Raw genomic sequence first — 17,629 nt, forward strand, 5'->3', positions numbered from 1 at the left:
GCTCCGGCAAATTCAAAATCCCCTCGCCGGTCTATGCGGGCCGTAGCCGCGCCCATAACTTAGCTGCGAATTGCATCGCGGCGGTGGGATAAAACAGCCAGCTCAGCCCGAAGAAAACCGCTGCGCCTGCGGCGCCGCCCGCGACCAGCGAGACAATGGCCGGCATGTCGCCGAGTAGAGCGCTGGCAAGGCTGGCGGCCAGCCCGGTGCTGACCGAGATGACGATCGAAACGCCGATGTCGCGCCATGGCACCGGCACCGACGTGAGCCGTTCGCTGATGATGATACAGGCTACAAGGCCGACCAGCGATCCGCCCGCCAGCGCCAAAGCAGCACCGACCTCCGCCATCGAAGGGATCAGCAGCACGGACAGTGCGATTGTCGCCACCGAGCCGAAGGAATTGGCGATGATCAGCAGCCACGGCCGCTTGTGCGCGTGCACCACGGTGCCATAGACGAAACTGGCGAGGTTGGCACACAGCACGCTGAAGGCGATGATCGGAAAGAGCAGGCCGAAGCGGCCGTGATATTCCGATGGCAGCAGGAGCTGCGTGATATCGCTGCTGAGTGCGACCAGCATGGCTGCAACCGGCAGGCAAAGGCGGATCATCAAGGCCATCAATTGCGACAGCAGCCGGCCCGATGCTGCAGGCCCGTCTTCATCGAACCGGCTGACCACCTCGGGAAAAGCGCCCATGTTGATGGAATTGGCGACCATATCGATCGGTTGACGGGCCAGTGCATAGGCCGCGGCAAAAATCGCCACTGCGCCGGCATCGTAGTAGATCTTGAGGAATAAACGCTCCGCGCTGTGCAGGCCGAAACCTACGAGCGCCATGATGACCAGGGGCACGCCGAGGACGAAGAACTCCTTCTGGGTGAAGCGTGGCGGACCGGCAACGACACGTCGGGATGCCATGATGCCCGCCACGATACCGGCGATCAGCACGCCAAGGCTCGAGCCGAGCGATACCGTCAGAAAGGAATCTCGAAACAGGACGACGGCGCCGATCGGCAGCGCGAGTTGCAGCACGGCGCGCAGGAACTCGAGCATCGAGTAGACCGAATGACGCTGCTGCATCTGCAGCACCGTCAACGCGAAGCGGCCGACGGAACCGGCGATCAGGTAGCTGGAGACCGCGATCGCGAACTCGACCCAGCGCTCCGGCACGATCACGGCCGACGCGGCCACGGATACGACCAGCGCCAGCGCCGTGCTCGCAAGCAACACCCGTCCGGCCAGCATCAGGCTGCCGCGGCTGATGTCGCCTTTGCCGCCAAGCCTGAGCAGGGCGATGCGCAGCCAGTTGGTGACGGCGACGTCGGTCATTTCGCCGACCGTCACCACCAGGGTCAGCAGGCCGTACTCGGTCTGGTCGATCAACCGCGTCACGATGACCAGCAGGAGCAGCGCGGAGATCCGCGTCAGCAGGATCGCCGGGGCATAGATGAGCGTGGAGCGGAGCAGCAAAGGGTTTTCCCCGGAAATTCACCTTCGATTAACCGTCGACCGGCGGAAAATCCAGCGCGATGACGGTAAAGGGTGAACAGATTCAGTTTGAACTAACGTATTCGTCGTACACCTCATCTGAAACCTTTGCTTTGTCGTTCCGAAATTGAGTCATGCTGCAGCGTCTGGTTCACAATCAAAAAGTGCATGTCCTTGTCGCGACGCCGTCGGGCGTTTCGGGGCAGGGAGGCATCGACCGCATCATGGGGGCGCTGAAGCAGGAGTTCGAACGGCAAAAAATCGCCGACATCGATGTACGCTTCCTTGCCAGCCGCGGCGCGGGGCATGTCGGGCTTTCGATCTTCTACATGTTTGGCTTTTGTTTGCAGATGCTTGCGGCGCGTTTGGCGAAGCGCGTCGATGTCGTCCACATCAATTTATCGGTATCCGGCAGCACCTACCGCAAGATGGTGATCGCCGCCTGCGCGCGGCTTTTGTCGATACCTTATGTCCTGCATTTGCACGGGGCGCAGTATGAGACATTCTGGAAAGACGATGATGGTTTCATGAGCCGCCGCATCGAAGCTCTGTTCGAGCGTGCCGGTCGGGTGATCGTCCTGGGCGGGCTTTGGCGCGACTTCGTCGCCAGCCGGGCGCCGGGGGCGGCCGGCAATATCGTCATCGTCCCCAATGCAACGGCGGTTCCCTCCCTGGCGCATGTCGGAGGCGGCGAGAATGTGCATATCCTGTTCCTTGGTCGCATCGGCGACCGCAAGGGCGTACCGCAATTGATCGATGCGCTGCACCGCATGAAACCCATCGAGGGCTGGCGCGCCACGATCGCCGGCGATGGCGAAGTCGAGGCGGCACGGGTCAGAACGGCCGAACTGGACCTTGCCGAGCGCGTTACCTTTCCAGGCTGGGTCGGGCCCGACGAGGTTGCGTCGCTGATCGCTTCGGCGGACATTCTGGTGCTGCCCTCGTTTGCCGAAAACCTGCCGGTCTCGGTCATCGAAGGCATGGCCGCAGGTCTCGCGGTCGTGACGACACCTGTCGGCGCCGTGGAGGATATCATCACCAACGAGCAATCCGGGTTGCTGGTGCCGCCCGGCGATGTTGCGGCGTTGACCGAGGCGCTGACACGGCTGGTCGAGAATCCGGCATTGAGGGCCAGGCTTGGTGCTGCCGCAATGGCCGTGCATCGGGAGCGGCTCGAGCTCGCCCCGTTTGTCGGCGCGATCTGCGACGTCTGGAGGTCGGTCGCGTCAAAGGCTCAATCGGTCAAGCGCTGACGCTGTCCCGTGTAATAATGCGACGCTGATCTGCGCGCGCCGTCGCTTGAGCGCGGCGGGTGAGCCTTCACGAGCAGCCCGAGCGCGGCAGCGATCCCATTGGCGTCACTGCGGCGCTCCAAGCTCGAATTCGCGGTGGAATATCTCTAAATTCAGCAGCGCCCAAATCAGCTTTTCGTGGTCTGCGGCACCGCTGGTGTGCTCCGAGACAATTCCATCAAGGTATTTCGCGCTCAAATAGCTGCGAATGACGGAACGGGAGGAGCAAAGATGGTCGTGCACGTAACTCCTCATCGACCCGCGAAACCATTCGGCGACTGGCACCTTGAACCCGATTTTGCGGCGGTTGAGAATTTTCTCGGGAAGTATGTTGGCCATACTGTTGCGCAAGATCATCTTGCCCTGCCGCCGGCCCACCTTGTAGCGATCGGGCAATGTGCTGACGAACGCAACCAGATCGCGATCGAGGAACGGCATTCTTCCTTCGATTGAACCGGCCATCATCATCCGGTCGCCCCGTTCCAACAGATTGTCGGGCAACCACGATGCCTGATCGAAAAACAGCACGCGGCGAAGATGGGACGCCGTCGCGCTCGATGAGAACGGGAAGTCGTTACGTCTATTGCGGCAGTTGGCCGGCACACCGATAAGGCGACCGTGTTCCCGCGCCGTCATGGCACCGAACCAGGAGATCATTCGGGTGGCAAAGTCCCTTTCACCCGCGCTTCGGGCAAATGTATCGAACTTGGCCGTTGCACCAGGCATGGCGCGTATCAAAGGGGCGAGGAGATTGTTGTGGAGGAAGGCTGGAACAAGGGACCGGTAGATTCCAGCCAGCGACTCCGCACGGTGTTTGGGATACCCGCCGAGAATCTCGTCCGCCCCTTCGCCTGTGAGCACCATCTTGACGTCCTGCGAGGCTCGCTCCGACATCAGGTAAATTGGAATGTCCGAACTTTGTGAAACTGGCGCCCCCAGGTGGCGGATCAACTTGGGCAGATGGTCAATCAGGTCGTCTGCTTCGATCACCAACTCGCTATGATCGGTCTTGAAATGGTCGGCGACGCTTCGGGCGAATGGGAGTTCACTGTAAGCCGATTCCCTGAAACCGACCGAAAATGTACGAACGGGCCTGTCGCTGTGCTTGGTCATCAGGGCGACGATTGCCGAGGAGTCGAGCCCTCCGGAGAGAAAGGCGCCAAAGGGCGCATCGCTGCGCATTCTGATCTCGACGGAATGGTCGAGCAGTTGCAGAAATCGTCGCTTGGCGGTTTCGCCGTCGATATCCTCGGTCAGATCCGTTTGATCTGGAGGCGTATAATAGCGCGTTTCCGTCACTGTGCCTTGCGACCAGACGGCATAGCTTCCGGGGTTGAGTTTGCGGATTTGTTTGAAAAGCGTGCGCGGCCCGGGCACGTAACGCCAGTGCAGATACTCGTGCACGGCCTTCAAATCGAGCTGCTGCGCATTCGACTGCGATGACAACAACGCGTTGATCTCTGACGCAAACGACAGCAACTTTCCGCTTTGCATGAGGTAAAGAGGCTTTTTGCCGAAGGGATCCCGGCCGAGGATCAATTCGTGCCTCTCAGCATCCCAGAGCGCAAACGCGAACATGCCGCTCAATCGGTCGAACATGGATAGGTGCCACTGATCATAAGCCCTGAGCAGCACCTCAGTATCGGAGCGTGTTCGAAAATGATGACCGAGACCGATCAGTTCCTGCCGCAACTCGACATAGTTGTATATTTCGCCGTTGAAAATAATTCGGAGACGGCCGTCGTCGACATGCATCGGCTGATTGGATTCGGGGTTCAAGTCAATAATCGCCAGGCGGCGATGCACCAATGCCAACTGGTTCTCGCCAGTGTTCAAGCCCAAGAACTCAGCGCCTTCGGCATCGGGGCCACGATGCCGCAATGTGTTGGACATTCTAGCGGCCCGATCTTGTGGATTCTTCACTTTCGGCCCGATCCAGCCGGCAATTCCACACATTGTCTCTTCCCTTGGCCGCGTAGTCGCGACGCCATTTACGACGAATGTGTTAAACACTTGATTGCCGGCGATCCAAATCCGCGAAGAAATGGTTCAGAGTCGAGCTTGACTGGCTCGATCCCGAATGAAGTGCGACCGACGGTTGCGGCGGGAGACGAAGGCAGTCCGATCCGGTCCAGTGTGGCGGTGAGAGGATTGGCGTTGCCGCCTGACTGACCCATTCGTGAAGGGGGCAATGGCAGCTATGGCAGGCCCAGTGCCCGCAGCATCTCCGAGTCTGGGACCGCAGGCCCTTCCTGCCGGATGACGCTCATTCCGTAGGGATTGGAGAATTCCCAGACGGACCAGGGGATCGCAAAGCGTTCCGCCTGCTGGCGCACCGCCTTGAGATAGCGCAGGCGGTCAGCGTCGAACGCGCCCATGCGGCCGTCCGCAGACATGAGGATGGCGCCGAATTCACCCATGAAAAGCCGGCGGCTTGGAATGCCATGGGCCCCGGCCCAGTCGACCGCCTGACGGAAGCTCGCCTCGAGTTGGCTCGGACCCCAATTCTGCTCGAAATATCGGGCGATTGCTTGACGCGCCACGACCATGTTCATCACTTGCTCGACCTGGCTCAGGCCCGCGGCGTCCATCTGTGCCTTGAGGGTTTCGGTCACCACTTCGGGCGTACTGCTGTCGGCCGGCCACGGAAGGCCCGAGGCAAAGGTGTTTTCACCGTCGGGCCGCTGATGCGTGAAACTGTGCGGCTCGTACATGTGGAAGCTGTAGTAGAGGTTCGGATCGTCAAAGTCCGGGGTGAGATTGACCAGTCCGGCAATGCTGCCGCCGCAAGCGCCCGTTGCGACGATGGTGAGCTCGCTGCTGACTGCGCGGATATCGCGGACCGTGTCCGCCATGATCCGCTGCCAGTCGTCGCTCCCGCTCGAATCGCAGGGGTAGTAGGCCGGCTCGTTGTAGGGCTCGAGCGCTACCTTGTCGGTGCCAATCTTGACGAGCATGGTGGCGACCGACACGACCATTTCGCGGTAGCTGGCAACGCCTTTGCTATCGGCACCGTCATAGATCATCTCCATGCTGTAGGCCGGAACCTGGGTGACGCCGTGCAGGTCGAAAACCACCTTGAGGCCGGCCGACGTGAACCGCTCGACCGCCGCGGCAAGCATGTCCAGCGCTTGTTGCCGTTTGGCGCCCTCGCTGGCAAGCAGAGGGCCGGGGTCGACACTCAACCGGACGAAGTCGAAGCCCATCGATCGAATGCTTGCAAACGCATCGCCATCACCCCAGTTGGTGAGCGGCCTATCTCCGGCGCGCCATTCCTTCTCGGTGCGGTAAGGCGGCCAACGGTAGGATCCATCATCCTCTATCGGCGACCAGTTTAGCCATCCATGCACGCCAACGCCGCGTTGGAGCGGGATCGGCGCAGCATTGGCTGCAATCGCCATGCCGAGCGCCCACGCTGCAACAAACGCAATCCTTAGCATCGTCACCTCCGCATCCTGGTCGGAGATATTAACCGCAGGATCGGAAAAGGAGGATTGCCGTCGCGCGGCTTTTCGACAGCATGGTATATAAGCAACGAAACCTTGGCGGAGCGGGTATGAGAGTCGGCTGGTATATCAACCGGTTGCGCAGCATGGAGCCGGCCGAGGTGTTGCACCGGCTGGGCGAGCAGCGTCGAAGGATCGCTTCGCGCCGCCGCGACGACGGCTGGGAGCGTTATGCTTCGCCCCGATTGCACGCGGTGCTGCCTGGGTGGCGCGATGCTGCGCTCGCTGCGACGCCGGCACAATGGCAAGCCATAGCGTCGGCGGCGCAAAACACGCTTGGCGGCCAGTTTTCCGCACTTGGACGGACATGGCCACAGCGCGACTGCGATCGGCTGTTTCCTCCCGAGCTTTGGCGCCTTGATCCGGTGACCGGCAGGCTTTGGCCAGGCCCAGAGGCCCACACTTTCGATATCGATTTTCGCCATGGCGGCGACCGCGGCGATATAAAATACGTTTGGGAGATCAACCGGCTGCAGCAGTTGCCGCCGCTTGCCGCCCACCTGCTTCTGGCCGGCGACGACCAGTCCCGGATTGCCATCGAGGCGGCGATCGACAGCTGGCATTCAACCAACCCGCCTTTTCGGGGAGTCGGCTGGGCTTCCGGAATCGAAGTCGCGCTGCGGGCCATCAGCTTGATCGTCACCATGGACCTCGTCGGCGACCGACTGGGCGCGGCGACACGGCAGCAAGTGGGTGAAATACTGGCGGCAAGTGCCTATTGGCTGCCGCGGTTTCCCTCCCGGTTTTCCTCTGCCAACAACCATCTCGTCGCAGAACTGGCTGGCGAGTACCTGATCGGCTTGGCGCTGGGGATCAGGGCCGACGCTGCACGTGGCGCTCTCCTGGCCGAGACGCACAAGCAGATTCTCGCCGATGGCGCCGGTGCCGAGCAGACCCCGACATATGCCGCCTTCACGGCCGAACTCATCCTGCTGTGCGCCGCTGCTGCACGCCAGGCGGGGGCGCCGTTTCCTTCGCCCGTCGAAGCGCGTCTGGCCGCCTTTGCCGATTTCGTCGGCTGGCTCCCGCCGGCCGCCGGCTTTGGCGACAACGACGAAGGTCGCGTGCTGACGCTCGGGGGCGAGCGGGGCTATGTCCGATCGGTTGCCGCCGCCATCCGCGGCTTTCTGCGGATGCCGGGGAACGCGGCGGAGCCAGACGATTTTCGTGGGCTTTTCTTTGGCACGCCGCCGGAACCGGCGCCGGTGTCGCTTGGAATCAAGACGTTCACGCAAGGCGGGCTCTCCGTCTGGCGCGGTGAGATGAACGGCCGCAGCATCGATCTGACATTCGACCACGGTCCGCTCGGCTATCTCTCGATTGCGGCTCACGGCCATGCCGACGCGCTGTCGCTCACCTTGTGCATCGATGGCGAGCCGGTGCTGGTCGACCCCGGCACCTGGCTCTACGGTTCGGGGGGCGTCTGGCGCGGTTGGTTCCGCTCGACGCCGGCGCACAACACGCTGAATATCGATGGCAAGAGCCAAAGCATCATCGCTGGGGAGTTCAACTGGTCGCACAAGGCGATTGCGACATTGGTGGACAGCGAGCCGGGGACCCATTGGAAGCTGCGCGCGCGGCACGACGGGTATAGAAGCCGCTTCGGTGTCGTCCACCAGCGTACCGTGACGCAGCACGGCGACGGGATTCTCGTGATCGACCAACTGCTCGGCGGCAGGCGCGTGGCCGAGATCGTCTTCCAACTCGCCGCCGGCCTAGATGCCCGCCGGGACGGAGACATGGTCATGGTGCTGCGGAGCGATGAACCGCTGATGGCCATCCGCTTTCCGGACGCTGCGATCGACGTCCGCGCCGGCGGCGACGCACCGGGGCAGGGCGGCTGGGTCTCACCGCGTTTTGGCATCAGGCAGCCAGCCGAACGTATCGCTTGGCGTGGCGAAGTGGGCGAAGACGGAGTTAAGATCCACCTCGCGGCAATCCCCCCGTCGCAAAGGTAGGCATCGGCGCCGCAGCGGAGCGGCCTATCCGGTGTTCCGGCCGTATTCGAGATAATTACGTTGGGACATTTAGCGTTTTGTTACGGTTGACCTGCTAGTCTGGCGCAAATCCGGCATGCTTTGCTCGTTCCAGCCGCAATAGCCGCCTGGTCGCAGGCAACGCGCAGTGGATTTGGCAAGCTTTTTGCTTCGCAGTTCGCCGGATCGCCATTTCACGGCCCAGGAGCCACTGCACCGATGTTTTCTGAAGTCGCCAGAGTGATTGTGGAAAAACTCTCGAACGTCAATCTGCTGACGCTCGGCCTGCTTTTTCTCACGGCGCTGGGCAGCGCGGTGATCGCTTACTGGCGAACTGTCGAGCATAAATCCCTCAGAGACTTTTTCGATTTCGCCTTCCCGGCGGAAGTCATCCTGCACCCGTCGGCGCGAGCGGATGTCCTATTTTGGGTCACGAAACGGCTGATGATGCCTTTCCTGCTCATCCCGGCCGGCGTCACCTTCGTTGCTGCCGTGGGCTATGGGACACACCAGGCAGTCGGTTGGCTGTTCGACATCCATGCCCCGCTCATCGGCGGCCCGGCCGGGCCGGTGACGATCCTCATCTTCACCGCAACCATGCTGATCGCCTACGACATTTCATACTACCTCTACCATGTCGCCCAGCACCATTTCCCGTTCCTGTGGGAATTGCACAAAGTGCACCATTCGGCCGAGGTGATGGTGGGAATAACGAAGGATCGGGTTCACCCGCTGGACGATCTGATGAACCGCATCTGGGATGGCGTCATCCCGGGAATCTGCTTCGGCATCTGGAGCCTGATCGCGCTCGATCCGGTGGAGATCGCCATCTTCGGCATCAACGTCTATGTCATCCGCAATATCCTGATGATGGACTTTGTTCGCCATACCCACTTCAAGATTTCCTTCGGGCCGTTGAACAACATCATCTTGTGTCCGCACTGGCACCAGGTGCACCACAGCATCGACCCTCGCCACTACGACAAGAATTTTGGCCTGCTTTTTTCGTTCTGGGATCGCCTTTTCGGAACGCAGTTTGTCCCGGAGCCGAATGAAGACCTTAAGTTTGGCCTGATCGATCGCGATGTGCGCGATTATCAATCGCTCTTTGGGCTTTACGTCCTGCCGCTCAAGAAGATGGGGGGACATGTCGTCAGACTGTTCCAGAGGCGTCCCGATGTCATTGCACAGCCACAGGATCGTTCCCCTTCATGAACACCATTGTTTCGATTGACGCTTCGAGCGCCGAGCGCCTGGAAGTTGTCCGTTCGGCGGAACGCCTGGCTGCGATCGAAGCCGATTGGATGGATCTTTGGCATCGCACCGATGCGCTGATCTTTCAGAGCCATGCCTGGGTTTCGGCATGGTGGAATACCGTGGCGGACCGTGACCAACGCGCGCTGCGGATTGGCCTGGTCTGGAACGGTGACAGGCTCGTTGCTGTCGTTCCCCTGGCGATCGGCAGGCGCAAAGGCCTGCGGTTTCTTGAATGGGCTGCCAACAGCTATACCGATTACGGGGATATTCTGGTTGCTCCGGAATGCTCATTATCGGCTCTGCAGGACGTATGGGCCCAGATCTGCGACGCCGGCGGCTTCGATCTTGCCTTTCTCAATCGTCTCTTGCCGGGTGCGGCGGCGCGCAGAATTTTCACGTCGGACCTCTCACGCGGCATCAGGCTTCGCCCCAATCACAGGGAGGAAGTCAGTTATCGCGTCGCCGGACAGTGGAAGAACGGAGCCGCGTGGCTGGCCGAGCAGTCGAAAAAGACGCGGCAGAACTACCGGCGCGGCGTCAAGACGTTGGAGGAGAGCGGAGAAAGGAAATTTCGCCTGCTTGCGCCCGACGAGCCACTGCAGCCGGTACTGGAGCGGCTCGCTGCGCTGAAGCGCAGATGGCTGGTGGAGCGCAAGCGTGAATCCCGACTTTTCGACGAGGGAGCGCCGGTTCTCGCCGCACTCGTCGACGCGCTGGCGCGCGCCGGCTTGCTGCACATTTTCGTACTTGAATGCGATGGCGTGATGGTCGCAGTCTCGATCAACTTCGTCCAGCACCAAACGATGATGGCGTTCGTGACCACCTTCGATCCGGATTTCAGCCAGGCGTCGCCGGGCATGATCCTGATGATGGACTATATCCAGTGGTCGGTCGATCACGGCCTGGGCGTGATCGATTTCCTCTGTGGCGCAGAATCGTTCAAGCACAAGTTTGCGACCCAGGCCGTGACGCTGCAATCCGTTCTCGGGACTCGCACAGCGCAAGGCTCGCTTGCTTCTCTCGCCGATCGTATGCGTCAGAGGGTCCGGCATGTGCGCGAACGCGGATTGGTGCCGACGCCCTGATTTCGGTTTGATTTCGCTGGCCTCCCGTCGAGATAGCACGAACCGCTCAAAGTGCCGATTGCGTCTGAGATGGAACGACCCGCCAGACCTTGTTGCCGACATCATCCGCCACAAGCAGGGCGCCACGCCGGTCCACCGCCACTCCCACAGGGCGACCAAGGGCCTTGTCGTCCTGGCTCAGGAAGCCGGTCAGGATGTCCTGAGGCGGGCCGGAGGGCCTGCCGCCGGTAAACGGAACGAAAATCACCTTGTAGCCGCTGCGCGGTTTGCGATTCCACGAGCCATGCTGGCCGACGAAGGCGCCATTTTTGTATTCAGGACCGAACAGGTCGCCCGTGTTGAAGGTCAGTCCCAACGAAGCCGTATGCGCGCCGAGCGCATAATCCGGCTTGATCGCCTTGGCGACGAGGTCGGGCTGCTGCGGCTCGACGCGCTCGTCGACATGCTGGCCGTAATAGCTGTAGGGCCAGCCGTAGAAGCCGCCATCCTTCACCGAAGTCATGTAGTCCGGCACCAGGTCGCTGCCGATCTCGTCGCGCTCGTTGACGACGACCCAGAGCTCGCGGCTTTCCGGATTCCAAGATAGGCCGTTGGGATTGCGCAGCCCGGAGGCGAAGAGACGCGTCTGTTTCGAGGCGAGATCGATCTCCAGCACGGCGGCGCGGTTCTCCTCTTCCTCCAAACCGTTCTCTGCGACATTGGAATTGGATCCGACCGTCGCATAGAGCTTCGTCCCATCTTGCGAGGCGGTCACGTCCTTGGTCCAGTGGTGGTTCCTCCCGGCGGGCAGATCGACGATCTTCTCCGCCGGCGCGGTGATCTCGGTCGCGCCCTCCTGGTAGGGAAAGGCTACAATGGCGTCGGCGTTGGCGACGTAGAGCTTGCCGTTGAGCAGGGTCATGCCGAATGGCGAGAACAGCCCGGTGAGGAAGGCGGTTTTGGTTTCCGCCAACCCGTCGCCATCCTGATCGCGCAGCAAGGAGATGCGATTGGCGCTCGGCGTTTCCGCGCCGGCCTGGCTTTGGAAGAAATCTATGAAGAAGCGGCGTATGCTGAAGCCCTCGTCCGGCTTGGGCGGCGCAGCGCTCTCCGCCACCAGCACGTCGCCGTTCGGCAGCACGTATAGCCAGCGCGGATGGTCGAGCCCGCCAGCGAACTCGTTGACTGCAAATCCCTGGGTCGCTGTCGGCTTCGTGCCCTGCGGCCAGGGATTGGCCTTGGCGACATGGACGGTCGGCAACCACGTCGGATTGGGTTCCGCCAGGGTCGGGTTGGGGCCGTAGCCTTCCGCGACCGGAACTGTCGCCTCTTCGCGGGACAGGAAGAAGACCGCTCCGCCGGCTACGACGAAAAGAACGATCAGCACGAGAAGGGCGGTAAGCAACTTTTTCACCAGAACCTCGCAACATCGAAAGAACGCAAACGCGCTTATCGCGTTCCGGTTGCGGCCGGAGCGGCCAATAGGGAGAAATAGGCGGCAAGCGCGCGGATGTCGTCATCCGTCAGCCCCTTCGCGGCATTGGCCATGAGATGGCCGAAGCGCGTTCCACCTCGCTTTCCCGCCCTGAACAGCTCGAGCTGCGCCCCGATGTAGCGCTCAGGCTGGCCAGCGATGGAGGGATAGAGCGGACTGCGGTCCTGTCTTCCATGACAGCCGAGACAGGCGGGCACGCCGGTGTCCCTCATGCCCCTCTCGGCGATTTCCCTACCGCGCCGGACAAGCCCGGGATCGCCGCCGCTGCCGGGGTGCGTCGTCGGCAGGGCAGCGAAATGCCTGGCCAGGTCCGGCCAGAACTGAGGTCCTGCCTCAATGGCGGGCAGGCTCATCATCCCGCTTGCCCGGCTTCCCTCGGCGTAGGCACGCAGGCTTTCAAGGAGATAGGTTTCGCTCTGCCCGGCGAGAACGGGTATCGCGGGACCGCGACCCCGCCCGTTTCCACTGTGGCAGCGGACGCAATCCGCGAGCGCCTGCGGCAGGGCCCCGGCATCGCCTGCAGGAGGCGTAAGCGTTTCTCCATAGGCGAGGTCCCGATAGGTGGCTTCGTCCATCGCCGGCAGCTCGCGCAGGAAGGCGATCATGGCCCAGACCTCGTCGTCGCGTTCCTGCGTCGGCCAGGCCGGCATGCCGGTGAAACGCACGCCGTGCTTGACGATGCGGAAAAGCTGCGCGTCGGTCCATTCGCCGACGGTTCCGGCAAGGTCGGGCGGCTGCGGCAGCATGCTTGCGACGACAGGAGATCGCGGCTCGCCCGGCGCACCGTGACAGATGGCGCAGCCGCGCGCGAAATGCCCGGCGGCCGGCTGGATCGCATGGCGCGGCAGAGAGTCCGGGACGTCGACCGCAAGCGCATAGGTGCGCACTGCCGATCGCATGGCGAAATGGAGAAACCATTCCGTAATCTTCCAGTGGCCGCTTGAGGCACCGACATTGAAAAAGCCGATCCAGGCCGCCAGCACCACGACGAAGGGTAGAATGGCAAGCGCTATGGCGAGCTTCTTCCAGCTGATATGCATCAGCCTGTCTCCCGTGACGGAGTGGCGAGCATGCGTGCGAAAAGCGTCAAGCCGCCGGCCAGATAGACCGCTGCACCAACCAGAAGCATGATGACGCCGCCAAGCTCCTGATCCTGCTGCGCGGAAAGCGCCACGCCGAAGCAGCTTACCTCGCCTGTGCCGAATAGCGGCCTTGGGGTCAGCGCCAGCAACGCGCCGAGCAAGGTCATATGGATTGAGGTGAGAAGCAGGGCGAAGGCTCCGGCGGCATTGCCCGTGGCATCCGTGCCGCGGCGCGGCAGGCAGGCCAGCCACAAGAACAGCCCGGCGGCGAGAAACGTGGCCTGCTCGATGGCGGTGGCCAACAGCGAGCTTTGCGCCAGAGCCCGCAGGGCCGGCGCGTGCCAGGACCAGACGACGATGAGTTCGACGAGGGAGGCGGGCAGGGCGAGGGCGAACGCCCGGCTCGCACCTGGTATTTGGCCGAGCGGGAGCCCGATCGCAATCAGCGGCGCAGCGATCGCCACCACTCCCATATGCGCCAGCATGTGCGCCGAGAACGAATCCCGCCAGGCGTCGAGCAGCGGTCCGAGCCAGACCAGGGCGAGGATGAAGACACCCAGGATGAGGCAGGCTCGTCTCACCGGATACACTCCGTCAGGAACAGCGCGGGCATCGCGGTGAAGATCACGGCGATGAAGCTGAGACCCGAGAGCAGCAACGTCGCAAAGCCCTGAAACAGGGTCCGGTCTCGTCTCGTCGGATCGTCATGGGGCGGATCGTCGGTGCCGAAGCCCCATTGCCGCCAGGCGAGCCATGCGGACAGCGCGATCAGTGAGAGGGCGATCATAGTGGCGGCGGCGATTCCGGCGCGCACGGCACTGAAACCCAGTCCGACCAGCTCGGGTTTTGCGCAATAGACCGCCGCACCTATGTAGCAAACGAGGAAATGCGCAGCCCAGACCACAGGTGCGGTGAACAGCGTCCAGAGTGTCTCGATCTGTTTGGGGATGAGCCGCATCGCCGCCTCACATCGCCGCCGGAAAAAGGCCGATGATGGCGAAGGTGATGACGGCGGCGATCAGCAGGAAATGCCAGTAGAGCACCACGTTGCTCAGGTCCATATCATGCTTCTGCGTCAGCCGGCCCGCCAGCGAACGTGCCAGGCAATAGGCCTGCATGACCGTGCCGACGGCAGCATGGGCGAGCACCCAGAGCACGAGAATCCACACGATAGCGGGATAGACGTGGCTCGTCGGGTCCATGGGCCACGGTCCGGCCAGGCCTGCGACGGACGCGCCGACGGTCGTTAACAGGGACAGCACCAGCAGGCCCCGCATGGCGGTCGTGGCGCCTCGCCTGTTGAACCTGCGGGCCGCCATCATCAGGCCCCATGCTGCGGCGAACAGGATGGCAGCCGCCAGCGACCAGACTGGGTCAGGCCCGGAAATCCCTGCGGTGAAGTCGGCGTGGATCGTCCAGTAGAAGAAATAGCCGAAGACCAGGCTGGCGAAGGCTGTGCCGTCGCCGACCATGGTGATGAACATTGCCCACCAGCCGACCGAATCGGGGCCGGAGGCATAAAGCGGCAGGCTGAGGTCGAGGCCGACATGCTTTGTCGGCTTCTCGGGGATTTCGCCGGTTCCCGTCCAGAGCCAATAGATGACGGCGCAAAAGCAGATGATCGCGGACAGCGCCGTGGCGATCCACCAGTGGAAGGTCAGCGCGATGAAAGTAGCCCCGAGCGAAAGGGCCGAGACGATGGTGACATAGGAGGTGCCGCCGACTCGCAGCACCTGGATGGGCTCGGCGTCGAGTACGGAGGTCACCAATCCCTCGCGCCATCCCTCTTCCGCGTCGGGCAGGTAATAGCGGCCTTCATTGACCTTGCGCACAAGGTCCTTCTGGTCCCAGAGCGGGTAGCGGCTGCGCACGATGGGTATCGAGCGGACGCCCCAGTTCTCCTCCGGCTCGGAAATCCATTCCAGAGTGCCGGCGTTCCATGGGTTGAGCTCGCCGCGCGGCTGCCGGTGTTTCGGCCGGAGCGTGTCGAAGACAACCACCAGCACGCCCGCGGCGAAAACGAAGGCTCCGGCCGTCGAGATCAGGTTCAGCCAATCCCAGCCGATTTCGGCCGGATAGGTGAAGACGCGTCGAGGCATGCCGCGCAGGCCGCTCAGATGCATGGGGAAGAAGGCGATGTTGAAGCCGCAGAACATCAGCCAGAAGGCGACCCGCCCCAGCCGGTCGGAGAGTTTCTTCGCGTCGATCAGCGGGTAGTAGTAATAGAGGCCGGCTACGACCGGAAAAAGCATGCCGCCGATCAGCACATAATGCAGGTGCGCGACGACGAAATAGGTGTCGTGCGCCTGCCAGTCGAAGGGCGCGAGCGCCACCATGACGCCCGTCAGCCCGCCAATGACGAAGATGGCGAGCCCCCCGGCACCGAACAGCATCGGGGTCGAGAAAATCACCCGGCCGGCCAGCATGGTGGCGATGAAGACGAAGATCTGTACACCCGTCGGTATCGCCACCGCCTCGGAGGCAGCCGAGAAGAAAGCCAGCGAGATCTGCGGCAGGCCTGTCGCAAACATATGATGTACCCACAGGCCGAAGGAGAGGAACCCCGTCCCCACTGCCGCGAGCACTATCCAGGAATAGCCGACGATCGGACGCTGGGAAAAAGTCGGCACGATCATCGCCATCAGCGCGATCGCCGGCAGGAAGATGATGTAGACCTCCGGATGGCCGAAGATCCAGAACAGATGCTGCCAGAGCAACGGGTCGCCGCCGCGCGCCGCATCGAAGAACGGCCAATCGAACATCCGTTCCATCTCGAACAGGAGGTCGCCGGCGATCAGCGGCGGGAAGGCGAACAGGATCATTCCCGCCACGATCAGCAGGTACCAGGCGAAGAGCGGCATCAGGTTGACGCGCATGCCGGGCGCGCGGCATTTCATGATGCCGACGATGAGTTCGACCGCGGCAGCGATCGAGGCGACTTCGATGAAGGAAAGGCCGAGCAGCCAGATGTCGGCGCCGATGCCGGAGAATTCCTTGTCTGTGGCGAGCGGCGGATACATGAACCAGCCTGACGACGGCGCCGCACCGAAGAAGATCGAGCCGCAGACGAAGATGCCGCCGAGGAAAAAGCTCCAAAAACTGAAGGCCCCGAGGCGTGGGAACGGCATCTCGCGCGCACCCAGCATGGGCGGCAGGAGGAAGATCGCGACCGCCTCGAAGATCGGCACCGCGAACAGGAACATCATCACCGTGCCGTGCAGGGTGAAAGCCTGGTTGAAGAAGTCGGCCGACAGGAAGTCGTTGTCGGGCACGGCGAGCTGGAGGCGCATGAGCAGCGCGAGCACGCCGGCGAACAGCATGAAGGCGAAGGCCGTCGAGCCGTACCAGAGGCCGACCTGGAAGTTGTTCACCGAGGCCCAGTAGCGCCAGCCGGTCGGATTGGCCCACACGGCGCGCAGCCGCTCCTCCTGCGCCTTGTATTCTTGCCGTGAACGCTCGTTGACCTCAGCGCTCATTGCAGGCCTCTCAGCCAGACGGCCATGGCGCGAATGTCGTCCGGCGGCAACATGTCGAAGGCCGGCATGCTGGAGCCGGGTTTGATCCGTTCGGGCCGGGCGATGAAGCGGGCGATGGCGTCTTCGGTATTGGGCAGGATGCCGGCTCCGACGGTAACGCGGGAACCGAGATGCGAGAGATCCGGGCCGATCGTGCCACGCGCATCGGTACCCGCGACGAAATGGCAGGACCCGCAGCCATGGCGCAGGAACAGCGCGCCGCCGCCCGCGCCTGCCCGTTCCGCGGGAATTGCCTGGGCCGCCAGCCAGGACCGGAATTTGTCGGGTTCCATCGCCACAGCCGAGAATGCCATCAGCGCGTGGGACGTACCGCAATATTCCGCGCAGGGCCCCCGGAAGACACCGGGTTTCGTGGCCATAAGCGAAAGCCTGTTGGTGCGGCCGGGGATCATGTCCATCTTGCCGCCGAGCGAGGGGATCCAGAAGGAATGGATCACATCGGCGCTTTTCAAGGTTAGTTCGACCCGCTCGCCGACCGGCAGCCTGATCTCGTTGGCGGAAGCGACCGGCGGTCCCTGAGACGGGTGATAGACAATTTCCCACCAGAACTGCTTGCCGGTTATTTCGATCCGCAGCCCGGCGGAACTCGCCTGGGCGAAGGGCCGAAGGCCAGGCATCAGCCACAGTGCATAGGCGAGCAGGGCACAAAGCGTGACCGACGGGAAGATCACGCCGCCCCAAAGGATGATCCGGCTGGCAGACCTTTCGTTCAGCACGCGACGATTGAATAGGGCTGAATGAAGAAGCAGGCCGACCACGCCCAGCCAAATGACCGCGCCGCCGCTTAGCATTACCCAGAACAGCACGGCTATCTGCTGCGCTTCCTCTCCCGCCGGCTCAAGTGCCGACGGCACGCCGGCAAAGCCGCTCGCGAGTAATAATGACGCAGCGGTCAGGCTGAAGTATGGACCCATTTCCTACCCCTCCGCGGA

General features: G+C 62.5%; 13 protein-coding genes. 4 read left to right on the top strand and 9 right to left on the bottom strand.

Annotated features, from left to right (window positions below; genetic code table 11):
• Window positions 1-31 precede the first annotated feature (31 nt).
• Window positions 32-1,471 carry a lipopolysaccharide biosynthesis protein gene (locus NKH73_RS11260; RefSeq protein ID WP_352931238.1) on the bottom strand — a complete coding sequence of 480 codons (1,440 nt, stop codon included), beginning with the start codon at window positions 1,469-1,471 and terminating at the stop codon, window positions 32-34.
• A 152-nt stretch (window positions 1,472-1,623) separates the two neighbouring features.
• Between NKH73_RS11260 and NKH73_RS11265 the strand changes: the two genes are divergently transcribed.
• Complete coding sequence (locus tag NKH73_RS11265; RefSeq protein ID WP_352931240.1) at window positions 1,624-2,742, top strand: glycosyltransferase family 4 protein; 1,119 nt, start codon at window positions 1,624-1,626, stop codon at window positions 2,740-2,742.
• 105 nt (window positions 2,743-2,847) lie between these two features.
• Here the strand turns inward: NKH73_RS11265 and asnB are convergent, their stop codons facing one another.
• Window positions 2,848-4,737 (bottom strand): asparagine synthase (glutamine-hydrolyzing), encoded by a 1,890-nt coding sequence (asnB, locus tag NKH73_RS11270; protein WP_352931241.1) that lies wholly within the window; start codon window positions 4,735-4,737, stop codon window positions 2,848-2,850.
• A 242-nt stretch (window positions 4,738-4,979) separates the two neighbouring features.
• On the bottom strand, window positions 4,980-6,221 hold the full coding sequence (locus NKH73_RS11275) for a glycoside hydrolase family 5 protein (protein WP_352931243.1): 1,242 nt from the start codon (window positions 6,219-6,221) through the stop codon (window positions 4,980-4,982).
• Window positions 6,222-6,337: 116 nt separating this feature from the next.
• Between NKH73_RS11275 and NKH73_RS11280 the strand changes: the two genes are divergently transcribed.
• From NKH73_RS11280 to NKH73_RS11290, 3 genes are all read left to right on the top strand, one after another.
• Window positions 6,338-8,245 (top strand): heparinase II/III family protein, encoded by a 1,908-nt coding sequence (locus tag NKH73_RS11280; RefSeq protein ID WP_352931245.1) that lies wholly within the window; start codon window positions 6,338-6,340, stop codon window positions 8,243-8,245.
• Window positions 8,246-8,482: 237 nt separating this feature from the next.
• Window positions 8,483-9,478: a sterol desaturase family protein gene (locus NKH73_RS11285; protein ID WP_352931247.1), complete on the top strand. Its 996-nt coding sequence runs from the start codon at window positions 8,483-8,485 to the stop codon at window positions 9,476-9,478.
• A complete protein-coding gene (locus NKH73_RS11290) occupies window positions 9,475-10,605 on the top strand; it encodes a GNAT family N-acetyltransferase (protein ID WP_352931249.1) in 1,131 nt (376 codons plus the stop codon). Before NKH73_RS11285 ends, NKH73_RS11290 begins: the two co-directional genes overlap by 4 nt.
• Window positions 10,606-10,651: 46 nt before the next feature.
• Here NKH73_RS11290 and NKH73_RS11295 read toward each other — a convergent pair whose 3' ends face one another.
• From NKH73_RS11295 to coxB, 6 genes are read right to left on the bottom strand one after another with little or no spacing between them, the layout of a single operon-like run.
• A complete protein-coding gene (locus NKH73_RS11295; RefSeq protein ID WP_502893897.1) occupies window positions 10,652-11,998 on the bottom strand; it encodes a PQQ-dependent sugar dehydrogenase in 1,347 nt (448 codons plus the stop codon).
• 35 nt (window positions 11,999-12,033) lie between these two features.
• The gene (locus NKH73_RS11300; RefSeq protein WP_352931251.1) at window positions 12,034-13,119 is read right to left on the bottom strand and encodes a c-type cytochrome; all 1,086 of its coding nucleotides are present in this window, start codon (window positions 13,117-13,119) and stop codon (window positions 12,034-12,036) included.
• Window positions 13,119-13,742 (bottom strand): cytochrome c oxidase assembly protein, encoded by a 624-nt coding sequence (locus NKH73_RS11305; RefSeq protein WP_352931253.1) that lies wholly within the window; start codon window positions 13,740-13,742, stop codon window positions 13,119-13,121. Before NKH73_RS11305 ends, NKH73_RS11300 begins: the two co-directional genes overlap by 1 nt.
• The gene (locus tag NKH73_RS11310; RefSeq protein ID WP_352931255.1) at window positions 13,739-14,119 is read right to left on the bottom strand and encodes a hypothetical protein; all 381 of its coding nucleotides are present in this window, start codon (window positions 14,117-14,119) and stop codon (window positions 13,739-13,741) included. The genes NKH73_RS11305 and NKH73_RS11310 overlap by 4 nt, the downstream gene beginning before the upstream one ends.
• Window positions 14,120-14,126: 7 nt before the next feature.
• Window positions 14,127-16,637 carry a cytochrome c oxidase subunit I gene (ctaD, locus tag NKH73_RS11315; protein WP_352931257.1) on the bottom strand — a complete coding sequence of 837 codons (2,511 nt, stop codon included), beginning with the start codon at window positions 16,635-16,637 and terminating at the stop codon, window positions 14,127-14,129.
• Complete coding sequence (gene coxB / locus NKH73_RS11320; RefSeq protein ID WP_352931259.1) at window positions 16,634-17,611, bottom strand: cytochrome c oxidase subunit II; 978 nt, start codon at window positions 17,609-17,611, stop codon at window positions 16,634-16,636. The genes ctaD and coxB overlap by 4 nt, the downstream gene beginning before the upstream one ends.
• Window positions 17,612-17,629 lie beyond the last annotated feature (18 nt).

The sequence above is a fragment of the Mesorhizobium sp. M0938 genome (genome assembly GCF_040319125.1).
Taxonomy (GTDB): domain Bacteria; phylum Pseudomonadota; class Alphaproteobacteria; order Rhizobiales; family Rhizobiaceae; genus Mesorhizobium; species Mesorhizobium robiniae.

What these genes read in the sequence shown, in the direction of transcription:
- NKH73_RS11265 (WP_352931240.1), top strand. Translation starts at nt 1,624, where the DNA reads ATGCTGCAGCGTCTGGTTCACAATCAAAAAGTGCATGTCCTTGTCGCG.
- asnB (WP_352931241.1), bottom strand. Translation starts at nt 4,737, where the DNA reads ATGTGTGGAATTGCCGGCTGGATCGGGCCGAAAGTGAAGAATCCACAA.
- NKH73_RS11275 (WP_352931243.1), bottom strand. Translation starts at nt 6,221, where the DNA reads ATGCTAAGGATTGCGTTTGTTGCAGCGTGGGCGCTCGGCATGGCGATT.
- NKH73_RS11280 (WP_352931245.1), top strand. Translation starts at nt 6,338, where the DNA reads ATGAGAGTCGGCTGGTATATCAACCGGTTGCGCAGCATGGAGCCGGCC.
- NKH73_RS11285 (WP_352931247.1), top strand. Translation starts at nt 8,483, where the DNA reads ATGTTTTCTGAAGTCGCCAGAGTGATTGTGGAAAAACTCTCGAACGTC.
- NKH73_RS11290 (WP_352931249.1), top strand. Translation starts at nt 9,475, where the DNA reads ATGAACACCATTGTTTCGATTGACGCTTCGAGCGCCGAGCGCCTGGAA.
- NKH73_RS11300 (WP_352931251.1), bottom strand. Translation starts at nt 13,119, where the DNA reads ATGCATATCAGCTGGAAGAAGCTCGCCATAGCGCTTGCCATTCTACCC.
- NKH73_RS11310 (WP_352931255.1), bottom strand. Translation starts at nt 14,119, where the DNA reads ATGCGGCTCATCCCCAAACAGATCGAGACACTCTGGACGCTGTTCACC.
- ctaD (WP_352931257.1), bottom strand. Translation starts at nt 16,637, where the DNA reads ATGAGCGCTGAGGTCAACGAGCGTTCACGGCAAGAATACAAGGCGCAG.
- coxB (WP_352931259.1), bottom strand. Translation starts at nt 17,611, where the DNA reads ATGGGTCCATACTTCAGCCTGACCGCTGCGTCATTATTACTCGCGAGC.